Here is a 12770-nt window from a genome sequence, read left to right on the forward strand (position 1 = left end):
TAAGTTAACTCCCTTTTTTTTTTGAAATCACGCGACCCATGGCTTCATAGGCTAAATCAAAGTCTGGTTTTAGGTTAATTGCTTTCTGCAAATAAGCCAGAGCCTCTTGATAGTTTTCTTTCTGTTCTAAGGCTTCTCCCCAATGTAAATGAATATCGGGAGAATGGGGATAAATCTCGCAAGCCCGGCGATAACAACTAATAGCTTCATCCCACTTTTGTAAGATGGCAAAGGTATGACCTAAAAGGTGATAAGCGACTGGAGATCCGGGGTTAAGAACACAGGCGCGACGTAGGGCTACAATAGCATTTTCAATATCGCCTTGTTGTCGGAGAGTTTGTCCTAAATTTTGATAGGATTCAAAGGAATTAGGATTAAACTCTTGGGTACGACGATAGATGGCGATCACTTCTTCAAATTGACGCTGTTTCTCTAAAATTTGTTGTAGGCGGGCTTGAATTTCACCCTGATTTTCAGGATTCAATTCTAAGGCTTGGCGATAGGTGGCGATCGCTTCTTCAAATTGATAAAATTGTGCTAAAGTTTGTCCTAATTGATCATATAACTCAGCCGAAGAAGATTCTAAATAACAAGTTTGACGATAAACTTGAATCGCTTCTTCCCAGTTATAAACTTGAACTAAGGCTTTAGCTAAACTCCATTGATATTCAACAGAATCAGGATTAAGTTGAACACAACGTCGATAAACTGTTACGGCTTCTTCCCATTCATTTTGTTGAAATAAAGCCTGTCCTAGCTGTTGATAAGCCTCTATAAATTCAGGATTGAGTTCACAAGCTCGACGCAAAGCAATGATACCTTCTTCCCATTCCTGTTGGTGAATTAATCCTGTTCCTAAATCATAATAGGCTTCGGCGGAGTTAGAATTCACCTGACAACAACGACGGGAGAGTTTAATGAGTTCTTCCCATTCTTCCTGCTGTTCTAAGATAGTTCGCAAACTCTGATATGCTTCTATTAAATTAGGATTGAGTTGACAACTCCGATGATAATTCTTAATAGCTTCATCGGTCTGACCTAAGTTATCTTGAATCTTGGCTAATTCTAAATAACATTCCGACCAATAGGGATTAATTTCTAAGGCTTGATGGTAAGCTGCGATCGCCTCTTGCTTTTGGTTTTGTTGTGTGAAAGCCTGTGCGAGATAGTAATAAGTTTCCCCATCATTGGGCTTTAGGGCTAATGCCTTATGGAAGGAAGAAATAGCTTCTGAAATATTGCCTTGTTGAGTCAAAGCCATACCCAAATTGGTGTAAAATTCAGAAAAGCTGGGATCGAGAGCAATGGCTGTTTGAAAGCAACTTATGGCTTCACTCAACTGTCCAGCTTGCAGTTGCATACTACCTAAGCGATCATGAAACCAAGGGGAATTAGAGTTGAGATCCACCGCTTTTTGGTAAGCTGCGATCGCTTCTTTAATACTTCCGGTATTGACCAGGGCTTCCCCTAAATTGTAGTAAGACCAAGCCGATTTTGGGTTTTCTTCAATCGCTTTTTGGTAGCTTTCAATGGCATTGTCAAACTGACTTTTTCTTAACAGTTGATTGGCGGTCTCAAAATAGCTAACACTCATACCAAAAATCTCAATAAGTTTTATGATTTAATTAAAGGTAGATTCTACCGGAGGACGAAAACTTTAGCCAAACACTTAGGAATTGAGAAGTTAATCACGACCCGATTGTTCCAACCGAATTTCCGCCCCATTGTACCTATTCTGAATTTTACACCGAATTGATGTCATTTTCTGTTTCCCAATTAAAAAAGATTGCAGCATTAAAAGAACCAGAAGTAGGACAGGAGTTAAAGCAGAAATTAGAAACAATCGGTCAAAAAGTAGAACTCTGAACCACTCAACTTTCGAGAAAAGACTATTTAGAGCAGCTAAATCGTGCTACAATAACAGTGTTTCTCCCCAACCAAAAAGAAGGAGAGGGTTTTTATCTTCCGGCTTTAGAGGGAATGGCAGTTGGAACACTGGTCATTTTTCCAGATTGTATTGGTAATCGTTCCTTTTGTCTGTCGGGGTATAATTGTTTCCGTCCCGACTATACCACAGAAAGTTGATTCCGAACGAGCTAACAAGCCTTACAATATTCTCAGACTCAAGTTCAGGAAATGTTAACCCATGGGAAACAAACCGCCAATGAACATAATCTACTAAAAGAGCGTCAGGCTTTTTGAGAGATTCTCGATAATATCCGAGAAATTTGGTAGGACAGGCAACCCATTTATACTAAAATTATTTAATTGACATAGTATTCAAAAATTATGCAAAAATCCCACAGCGAACAAACCGTTTTCATTATCACCGGAATGCACCGTTCAGGAACCTCCTTAACTGCATCAATTCTGCAAAGTGCAGGGGTTCATATTGGTCGTCGTTTGATGGAAGCGACCGAATTTAATGCCAAGGGATATTTTGAAAACCCAGATTTTTTGGAATTTCATTTGGATGCCTTTCGTGCCCTAGGGGTTAATATTGATGGATGGACACTTGAGGAAAATCTACAGATTAATGCACCCTTAATTGACCGAGCTAAATATATAGTAGAACAAAATGGGTTAAGTTCTGTTTGGGGATGGCAAGAACCTCGAACTACCTTATTTTTAGACTTTTGGGCAAAACTGTTACCCGAAGCCAGATTTTTATTAATATATCGTTCTCCTTGGGAAGTGGCTGACTCCTTGTATCGACGGGGGGATGAAATGTTTCAATCTCAACCCGAATTAGCGATCAAATATTGGCAGCATTATAATCAAAAAATTCTCAATTTTTATAATCGGGAGCAACATCGTTGTTTGTTAACTAATCTAAAAACAATTGTTCAATATCAAAACGCCTATATTGATACAATTAATCATAAGTTTAACGTTGATTTAAGTCATCCCGCCCCCACTGCTTATGATCCTTCGTTGTTGAGAACAGAAATTTCATCTAATAGTCAGCGACCCACATTAATTGACCATTACTTTCCCGAAGCCATTGAACTCTATCAAGAACTAGAAGGGAGAGGATGGCATCCTGAACAAACACCTGATTTTTCTTGGCAAGAATTATTAAAACCTTCCCTATACAAAACTTGGGCTTTTCAAGAATGGGTTAATTTACGTCAATTAGAAATAGAGAATAAATCCCTAAAATCTCAATTGCAGGAGGAACAAGTTGAATTAGAAGAAGCCAAAGTCATTCAAGCTGAATCAGAGCAAACAAAAACCCAACTAAAAACGGCGGAATCTCTATTAGACGAATCTCAATCTCAGTTACAAGAAGCCGAATCTGTTTTACAACAATTTCAAACTCAGTTAAGTAAAACCGAGTCTGTTTTACAACAATCTCATAATCAACTCCATCAAACTCGTACTGAATTAGAAACAGTTAAAACCCAATTAAGTCAAGCTCAATTTGATGTGATGCGGTATCAATCGCAATTACATCAAACTCAAGAAGAATTAGAAGACTATGAAATTAAGTATCCTCAAATTCAAGAGGATTTAAAACGCTCTCAATCTCAACTAGATGAAGCGGAAGCTCAACGGAATGAAGTTGAATCAATTTTAAGTCAATTAACAATACAGTTACAACAGGCGCAAAAACGGGAAGAACGTTTTCAAATTCAACTGCATCAAAGTTTAGAAGAATTAGAGAAAACTCAAATTAAACTCCAACAAGATCAAGATAAATTACAAGAAACGAGCAATCAAGTTAAACAACTCAAACGAGACTTAAAACGTTCTAATTCCCAACTATATCAAGTCGAAAGTGAGTTTGATTTGTCCCATTCTCAATTACAACAGTCCGAATCTCAACTCGAACAAGCTCAAACCGAATTAACAGAAATTAAATCTCAATTCCAGGAAACCAAACAGGAGTTAGAACAACAACAGACCTATATCAAGGAATTAGAAACATCAGTCTCCCAACTCCAACAAGCTCAAACCGAATTAACAGAAATTAAATCTCAATTCCAGGAAACCAAGCGAGAATTAAAACAAAAACAAGCCCAAGTTAATCAACTGCAAACCGAATTAAAACGATCGCAATCTCAAATGTATCAACTTCAAATTGAATTAGCTCAATCTCAATTGCAAACCCAACAAATCCAAGAGCGCCAACAACTGGAACAAACCCTCAGCAATGATCCTAAAAAACATACGGAGATGGACTATAACCTCCTAATTTGGGATGCTTGGAACGCCTATCGTAACGGTAAACTGCCGCAAATGAAAGCCCACCTGCAAAAAGCCTTAAAGTTAACCACAGCTTCCCCTAGCGAAATCATTTTAACCTGGTTAGAAAGTTTCTCTAAATTGTCCTTAGCCCAGGGCATGGAACTAGATTCCGAAAGTTTAACTAATTCTGAGGAATGGCAACAGTTAGTCCGACAAATGACACTAAAAAAAGGTGTTACCCTGACCGAAAAATCTCATGACCCAAGCAAGACCCAAGAGGTTGAAGAAGAAGTTGAAGCGGTTGAAACCGCAGCTACACAAGCAAAACCCGCCGATGCGGGTTGAAGATTTGGATGCTGTGGACGTTATTTGTCCGCGCAGGCGGACATCGTTTGTTTAGCTACGGTTTTTAATTACCCGGCGGTTGAAACCGCAGCTACACAAGCAAAACCCGCCGATGCGGGTTGAAGATTTGGATGCTGTGGACGTTATTTGTCCGCGCAGGCAGACATCGTTTGTTTAGCTACGGTTTTTAATTACCCGGCGGTTGAAACCGCAGCTACACAAACAAAACCCGCCGATGCGGGTTGAAGATTTGGATGCTGTGGACGTTATTTGTCCGCGCAGGCGGACATCGTTTGTTTAGCTACGGTTTTTAATTACCCGGCGGTTGAAACCGCAGCTACACAAGCAAAACCCGCCGATGCGGGTTGAAGATTTGGATGCTGTGGACGTTATTTGTCCGCGCAGGCGGACATCGTTTGTTTAGCTACGGTTTTTAATTACCCGGCGGTTGAAACCGCAGCTACACAAGCAAAACCCGCCGATGCGGGTTGAAGATTTGGATGCTGTGGACGTTATTTGTCCGCGCAGGCGGACATCGTTTGTTTAGCAGCGATTTCAATCGCCGAGATTTCTTTTTGTCAGAAAGGTTCCCAAATGTAGTAAACTCTGGCTGACACCCAAAGAACTTCTTGCACCTGTAACCTCAGATGCCCCACCATCTGTACCACCTACTCGCTTTTTTAATTTCGGCTCTAGTTGTGATCTGGAGTACCCCGATTGTTAAGAAAATCGCCATCCGTTTCGGGAAGGGTTGATTTGCCCAATGATCGAAAAGTTCATCAACAACCAATGGTGCGCTTAGGTGGCGTTTCCATCTTTGCTGGCGCCTTAATTGCTCTGTTATTTGTTTGGGGGTCAGGTGGCTTTATTGATGCCACCGGAAAACCCCTAAGCCCCCAGGATGAATATGAAATTTGGGGCGTGACCCTTGGGGGTATTGCCTTTTTTCTGATTGGTCTGGCGGATGATTTATTTAACCTATCCCCTGTGACTCGCCTAATCCTACAAACCGGGGTCGCGAGTCTGGCTTGGTGGGTAGGTGTCCGAATTGACTTTTTAACGATTCCGAATTTGGGTCTAGTTCACATTGGATGGTTGAGTTTACCTATCACGGTTATTTGGTTAGTGGGGATGACCAATGCGATTAATTGGATTGATGGTTTAGACGGACTGGCGGCGGGGGTTTGTGGTATTGCCGCCGTGGTCATGTTGATTGTCAGTTTATTTATGAATCAACCCGCCGCGGCTTTAATTGCAGCAGCCTTAGCGGGAAGTTCCCTAGGATTTCTCAGGTATAACTTTAATCCCGCCCAGATTTTTATGGGGGATGGGGGTTCCTATTTCATGGGATTTACCCTAGCTGGGGTTGGGGTGATTGGTTTAGTCAAAGTAACGGCTGTAACCTCGGTGATTCTCCCATATATGATTCTAGCGGTTCCGATTTTAGATATGTCGGCGGTGATTTTAGATCGAATTCGCCATGGTAAATCCCCCTTTACTGCGGATAAACGCCACCTGCATCATCGACTTTTAGACGCGGGTTTATCCCAACGGAGAACGGTATTATTTATCTATTCTTTAACCCTTTGGGTAGGAAGTTTAGCCCTGGCTTTTTCGGGAATACCCAGTGGTTTAGCCTATGCTATGGGTGCAACTGGATTATTAGGATACACCAGTTGGCAAGCCTTAAAACGAGCCAGATTATAACAACCGTAGTCACCCCTGAAGGGGTTTCTTAATTATTTATTTAATTATTGAATTCAAAAAGATAAAGTAGTAACCCCTTCAGGGGTTTCTTAATTATTTAATTCAAAAAGAAAGAGCAGTTGATTGAACTTCTTGCCAATGTAAACGATAAAGTTGCAGGGGTTCGGTTTTCCCTTTAACAATAACAGGAGGTATTGTTTCTAAAGGCAAACTCCGATCTTTTAACTGATCAAAAGTTGATTGAGAAATTAAAATTTCATTTTTATTAGCTGCTGAACAAATCCTACTAGCTACATTCATGGTATCACCAGTATGGGTATATTGAATCAGTTTTTCTGAACCAATATTTCCCGCAGCTACCTGTCCGGTATTCAGTCCAATATGAATATAAATTGGTTCTCCATAACGCTGTTTCCATTTTTGATTCATTCTATCTACCGTCCACTGCATTTCAATGGCGGCTCGCACCGCTCGATCCACATCATCATGGCGGGAATAGGGAGATCCCCAAACCGCAACTAAAGCATCCCCAATGTATTTTTCTAAGGTTCCTTCAAAGGGAAAAACAATTTCCTCCACCATCAGTTTAAAATATTCATTTAACATAGAAATAACTTGACGAGGCTGCATTCGAGAAGACATTTCTGTAAATCTAGTAATATCAGAAAATAGGGCGGTAACTTCACTTTCTACAATGGCATCAAATTTTCCTTCTTCCCGAAGTTTTCGACTCACTGCTGGAGGAAAAAACCGTTCTAATTTATTTCTAATTACGGCTTCTTCCTGCATTTTTTTATAGAGTTCGGCATTGTCAATCGCGATCGCGGCTTGATTGGCTAAGGCGGCTAAAAATTCTACATCTTCGGGAGAATAAAGATTAGATAAAGATAAATTATCCACATACAAAACCCCAATCACAATATCCCGTAACTTTAAGGGCGCACACATCGAGGCATGAATGGCTTGACACAGAATCGACTCAGACCCCTCAAATCGCTCATCGGCTTGAGCATTATCTATTAATACGGCATTTCCTGTTTCTCTAACAATATTGGTAATTTTTTTACTATAAAAATGTTCATCGGCGAGGGGTTCCTCCCGAAATTTAACCGCCTTATTTTCTAAGTTATTGGTTTTAGGATTAACTAACAAAATCGCCGCCCGATCCAGATTCATTATTTGAAATAATAGATCTAAAATTTTATCTAAGAGTTTATTGGGTTCATTCGGAGAAGATAACTCTTTACTAACTTCTAATAAAATTTTTAACTTATCAACAATTCTTAAATTAGCATCTTGTTGTCGAATATTTAAAACTGAATTTATGGCTTGAGAAGTTCCTAATAAATCTTGAATAATGGTATAACTATTATCGGTAGCAAATTCGTGAATAACCGAGGTTTGATGATTTTCAGCCTCCGATTTTAAAGAGGGTGTGAGGGAAACATTCATAAATTTAAACACTACACGACCACAACGAATTAAATCTCCAGATTTGAGATTCGCGTGTTCAATTATCACCTCATTCACAAAGGTATGATTACTACTCTGCATATCGGTAATCGTGTTTTTTCCCTCGCTGACATCAATGCGAGCGTGATGACGAGAAAGACTCACATCTGCTAAACAAATTGTGTTATCCCGCCCCCGTCCGATGGTATTTACACCGAACTGTAGGTTAAAGGTCATAGCCCCGGTTGTATCGGGATTATAAATTAAATATGGCACTGTCCTCTTATCAGTAATTAGTTATCAGTAGGGACGTGCGATGGCGCGTCCGTATCGGTGATTTCTACGGTTTCCATCCCTTCCCCCTTCCAGTGTAACCCCAATTCACCGATTTATCTAGTTTATAGCATCGTAGCACCGAATTAGCATTGGGTAACAACTCAAAACTTCATTAGATACTATGGTAAAGTAATTCGTAATTTGTAATTCGTAATTACCTATTCCCTCTTGCCATGTATTTGAAATTATTATATCTACGACAGTTTCGCAATTATGCCGATCAAAAAGTTATATTTGAAGCTCCTAAAACAATTTTATTAGGAAATAATGCCCAAGGGAAATCTAATTTATTAGAAGCAGTTGAATTACTTTCTACCCTCAAAAGTCATCGAGTTAGTCGAGATCGGGATTTGATTTTTGATACCCAACCTACCGCACAAATTACAGCTACTTTAAAACGGGATTTAGGCACATTAGATTTAGGGATTACTTTGCGTTCCCAAGGGGGGAGAACTGTTTGTTTAAATGGGGAATCCCTGCGCCGACAGTTAGATTTTTTGAGTGTCTTAAATGTAGTACAGTTTTCTAGTTTAGATTTAGAATTAGTCCGGGGTAGTCCCGAATATCGGCGCAATTGGTTAGATCGTTTATTAGTGCAGTTAGAACCAATTTATGCTTATATTTTACAACAATATAATCAAGTTTTACGCCAAAGAAATGCTCTATTAAAACAAATTAAACAAAATCCAGAAACATCAGAAATTCACCATAAACAAGAGGAATTAGAACTCTGGAATGTTCAATTAGCTGTAGCTGGAACTAGGGTTATCCGCCGTCGCGATCGCGTTTTAGAACGTTTAGTCCCTCTGGCTAAAATTTGGCATGAATCTATTAGTGGAAATACGGAATTATTGGATATAATTTATCAACCTAATGTTAATTTAGAGTTACCAAATTACAGTTTATCAATAACTCCACCAGAAAAAATTCAACAGGCTTTTTTTGATAAAATTAGAACCAGGGCGATCGCTGAAAAACAACAAGGAATTTCCTTAGTGGGGCCCCATCGAGATGATGTGATTTTTAGTATCAATCAAACTCCAGCCCGAAGTTATGGGTCATCGGGTCAACAACGGACTTTAGTTTTAGCCCTAAAATTAGCGGAATTACAACTAATTGAAGAAGTAGTTAAGGAACCGCCTTTACTGCTTTTAGACGATGTTTTAGCTGAATTAGATATAAACCGACAAAATCAACTTTTAGATGCGATTCAAGACCGATTTCAAACTTTAATTACAACTACTCATTTAGGTGCTTTTGATGCTCAATGGTTAAAACATACTCAAATTTTAAATGTTAAAGCTGGGGAGATTAGTCCGTTTATATATTAGGGAATTACGAATTGGGAATTACGAATTACGAATCGGGAATCTTGCTATAGTTATAACTTACGCATCAACTAATTGTCTAACGGATTTTTTACCTGATTCGGCTTGTTTAATTGATTCTAATAGGTGTTCTGCATTGGCTGGATTTGATAATAAATATAGTGTTTCTTGCCAAGAGTTAAATTCATCTAAAGACATTAAAACAGCTTGTTTACCTTGATCATTACATAAGATAGTCGGCTCCGCATCAAGGATCACTCTATCAATGATTTCATCTAATTTTTGTTTGGCTTGGTTACTTGTAATTGCTTTCATTTTTTAGCTAAGTAGTTACACAAAATAAATTACCTAGTTGAGAGAGGGAACAGCCCCCCCAAACCCCCCGTGCACGCAGGGCTGTTTCAAAGTCAGGTGAAAAAGAGTAAAGAAAGAGCGATCGCCACCTGATAAAATGGAGAGCGATCACCATTTTTTTCTAAAATAAAGATGCTAACAAGTTTAATAGAAAATTTAAAAGAAGTCAAGGATTTCCGAAAAAATCAGGGAAAAAGGTATAGTTTATGGGAAGTGCTATTAGTAGTAGTTTTAGGGGTGATGTTAGGGCATCAAGGATATCGAGAGATGGAATATTTTGTCAAAGCCAACGAAGTTATCCTGAAAAGAACATTCAATATCTATAGCCAAGGAATGCCATCTTATTCAACAATAAGGAGGGTGATGAGAGGAGTAGACGAGAAGGATTTAAGCAAAATAGTAAAAGAATGGTCAAGAGAGAATTCTCCTAAATTAAAGGGAATAGAGGGATTAGCAATAGATGGAAAAAGTTTAAGAAGTACGGTAAAAGACCCAGGCAATCAGCAGCAAAACATGGTAATAATGGTATCTCTATTTAGTCAAGAAACCGGATTAGTATTAGCGACGGAAAAGTTCGAGAGTAAAACCGGTTCAGAACAAGCTGTAGCCCAAGGGATAATAGAAGAATGTGGTCTAAAAGGAAAGTTAATAACTGCGGATGCGTTACATTGTAATGTCACCACAGTCCGAAAGATTATCGAGAGTGAAAACGATTATTTAATCGCGGTTAAAAAGAATCAAATCAAACTGTATAATCAAATTGAAAAAATTACAAAAACGACGAAAGCTGAAAGTATAGATACTCAAAAAGAGAGGGGTCATGGACGAGAAATAACTCGTCGGGTATCAGTGTTTAAAAATTCGATAAAAATTGAAAGCCCTTGGGAACATATTCAAAGTATAATTCAGGTAGAAAGGTGGGGATACAGAGGAAAAAAGCCTTATAGAGAAACGGTTTATTATATAAGTAGTATCTGGGAAAAGGCGGATTTTTTTTCCAAAAAAATTAAAGGGCATTGGGGGATTGAGAATCAAGTTCATTGGGTAAAAGATGTGTTATTTAAAGAGGATAGTATGAAAATTCATCAAGTACAAGCCGCGACTAATTGGGCACTGCTCAACACCCTAGGATTGAATATTTTCAGAGGTTTAGGATTTTTGTCAATAACAGAGGGAAGAAGGTGGTTAGGAAATCATTGGGAGAAATTACTGGCTATCTCTTAATCCCAAAGTTAAAAATGAAAAAATAGAGCGATTAATTTAGGAAAAATAGATAAAAATCGGGAATGTAAGTCTTACTCCATAGGGAATAAGAATATTTATGCTGCTTAGATAATACCTCCTATAATTAATATTAATATAGCAATTATATGAAATATTAATTATTCGGAAAATAGCTATCATGTTTGAGAATTATGACCCAAAAGTAGGCTATAATTTTCAAACATGAAACAGCCCTGCCCGTGCACGGGGGGCTAGGGGGGGAGGGAACAGGGTGGAGGATGTGTAATTAATTTTGTTTAGGTACTTATTAGACTGCTATTTTCCTTAAAGATAACATATATTGAGATGTTGATATCTAGCAAGCGAGGACGCTCGCACTGCTTCCTCGTTTTCTTACCCAACTTCACCCCATAAAACCATCTTTAATTACCTTAAGTTGTTTCGGATAATGGCGGCGGAGTGTCGGTTTTAAACACAATTCGCAGTAAAGGAGGCGCTAAGAAAGTTGTGATAATTACCATCAGAATAATTGCCACATCCAACGCGGGAGATAATGCACCACTAGCCGAACCAACAGCCGCGAATACTAATCCCACTTCTCCTCGCGGAATCATCCCGACACCAATTCCAAGACGGTTGGGATTATCCAAACCAAATACCCCCCAACCAGCGGCAATTTTGCCCACAATAGCCACCACAATCAAAAAGGTAGCAATAATTAACCCTTCCCGATTTTCAGGGACTGCTGGGTTCAAAACCCCTAAATTTGTTTTTGCCCCCACCGCCACAAAAAATACCGGAACAATTACATCTGCAATGGGTTTAATTAGTTCTTCTAACTCCCTACCGGGTTCAGTTTCATCTAACACTAACCCGGCTGCAAATGCCCCTAAAATTGCTTCCAGGTGAATCGCGCCGCCAATATAGGCTAAAATCAACGCTAAAGTTAGGGCAGGTACTACAACCCGACCCCGGGTTTTAAATTGGGAAGCCAAGGCCACAAAAGTCCCGTTAAAAAACTTCCCTAAAACAATTGCACCGACAATAAAAACGGTGGCACTAATAATCAAATAGATGATATTAGTTACATCAATTTCTCCGGTTTTAGCTAAACTGGCAACCACCGCTAAAATCAAAATTCCTAAGACATCATCAATCACGGCCGCACCCAAGATAATTTGACCTTCTTGGGTAGATAAACAACCAATTTCTGATAGCACCCTAGAGGTAATTCCGATACTGGTAGCGGTCAATGCTGCACCCGCGAAAACCGCCGGAATTACAGGAACATGGAAAACAATCATTAATCCGGCTGTTCCCGCCACAAAGGGAACCACAACCCCCAAAGAAGCGACAACAAAAGCTTGAATTCCAACAGCAAGAAGTTGTTCAACATTGGATTCCAGACCAATTTCAAACAACAGAACAATCACACCCAGTTCCGATAAAATCTCTAAAACTTCGCTTTGACTTTTAAAAGTCGCTTCTGCGGCATCTGGACTTAACCCGGCGGTTTTTTCCAGAATACTGATAATTACGGAGTGAGAACTATCAATACCGCCTTCTGGAAAAATCACTAAATTCAGGGCAGAAACCCCAATAATTACGCCTCCAAGTAGTTCTCCAAGCACGGGAGGAAACCCTAACCAATTGGCAAATTCTCCCCCCGCTTTACTGGCTACAAAAATAGCCACTAAACTGAGCATAACTCCTAGGAGTACCATGGTTGATTCGGCTTCAACGGCAGGATGGGCTTCCGTTGCTGTCCCCAAAATTGGGAAGAAATTTAATCCCCAGCTTGAGAATATAGAGTCTAGCGATAAAAATCCTGTA

8 protein-coding genes and 1 pseudogene are annotated in these 12770 nt (G+C 39.4%); 5 read left to right on the top strand and 4 right to left on the bottom strand.

What is annotated here, in order from left to right; all coding sequences use genetic code 11:
- Nucleotides 1–4 precede the first annotated feature (4 nt).
- Nucleotides 5–1594, bottom strand: a complete 1590-nt coding sequence (locus NMG86_RS05740; RefSeq protein WP_499103561.1) for a tetratricopeptide repeat protein — start codon at nt 1592–1594, stop codon at nt 5–7.
- A gap of 329 nt (nt 1595–1923) precedes the next feature.
- On the opposite strand from NMG86_RS05740, the gene NMG86_RS05745 reads away from it, so the two are divergent.
- The 3 genes and pseudogenes from NMG86_RS05745 to NMG86_RS05755 all read left to right on the top strand — a co-directional run bounded on the left by NMG86_RS05745 (nt 1924) and on the right by NMG86_RS05755 (nt 6243).
- The gene (locus NMG86_RS05745) at nt 1924–2085 is read left to right on the top strand and encodes a glycosyltransferase family 4 protein (protein WP_141296287.1); all 162 of its coding nucleotides are present in this window, start codon (nt 1924–1926) and stop codon (nt 2083–2085) included.
- 204 nt (nt 2086–2289) lie between these two features.
- Nucleotides 2290–4536 carry a sulfotransferase gene (locus NMG86_RS05750; protein ID WP_087882211.1) on the top strand — a complete coding sequence of 749 codons (2247 nt, stop codon included), beginning with the start codon at nt 2290–2292 and terminating at the stop codon, nt 4534–4536.
- Nucleotides 4537–5183: 647 nt separating this feature from the next.
- Nucleotides 5184–6243, top strand: a pseudogene (locus NMG86_RS05755) (glycosyltransferase family 4 protein).
- Between the two features lie 102 nt (nt 6244–6345).
- Here the strand turns inward: NMG86_RS05755 and NMG86_RS05760 are convergent.
- A complete protein-coding gene (locus NMG86_RS05760; protein WP_026789046.1) occupies nt 6346–7971 on the bottom strand; it encodes an adenylate/guanylate cyclase domain-containing protein in 1626 nt (541 codons plus the stop codon).
- 233 nt (nt 7972–8204) lie between these two features.
- Between NMG86_RS05760 and recF the strand changes: the two genes are divergently transcribed.
- Nucleotides 8205–9362 (top strand): DNA replication/repair protein RecF, encoded by a 1158-nt coding sequence (gene recF, locus NMG86_RS05765; protein ID WP_026797211.1) that lies wholly within the window; start codon nt 8205–8207, stop codon nt 9360–9362.
- 57 nt (nt 9363–9419) lie between these two features.
- On the opposite strand, the gene NMG86_RS05770 is transcribed toward recF, so the two are convergent.
- Nucleotides 9420–9674, bottom strand: coding sequence for a type II toxin-antitoxin system Phd/YefM family antitoxin (locus NMG86_RS05770; RefSeq protein WP_026789048.1), 255 nt, complete (start codon nt 9672–9674; stop codon nt 9420–9422).
- Between the two features lie 171 nt (nt 9675–9845).
- Between NMG86_RS05770 and NMG86_RS05775 the strand changes: the two genes are divergently transcribed.
- Nucleotides 9846–10937, top strand: a complete 1092-nt coding sequence (locus tag NMG86_RS05775; RefSeq protein ID WP_087882301.1) for an ISAs1-like element ISPlr1 family transposase — start codon at nt 9846–9848, stop codon at nt 10935–10937.
- Nucleotides 10938–11368: 431 nt separating this feature from the next.
- On the opposite strand, the gene NMG86_RS05780 is transcribed toward NMG86_RS05775, so the two are convergent.
- Complete coding sequence (locus NMG86_RS05780; protein WP_026789049.1) at nt 11369–12745, bottom strand: cation:proton antiporter domain-containing protein; 1377 nt, start codon at nt 12743–12745, stop codon at nt 11369–11371.
- Between the last annotated feature and the right edge of the window lie 25 nt (nt 12746–12770).

This window comes from Planktothrix rubescens CCAP 1459/22, from assembly GCA_904830895.1.
Taxonomy (GTDB): domain Bacteria; phylum Cyanobacteriota; class Cyanobacteriia; order Cyanobacteriales; family Microcoleaceae; genus Planktothrix; species Planktothrix agardhii.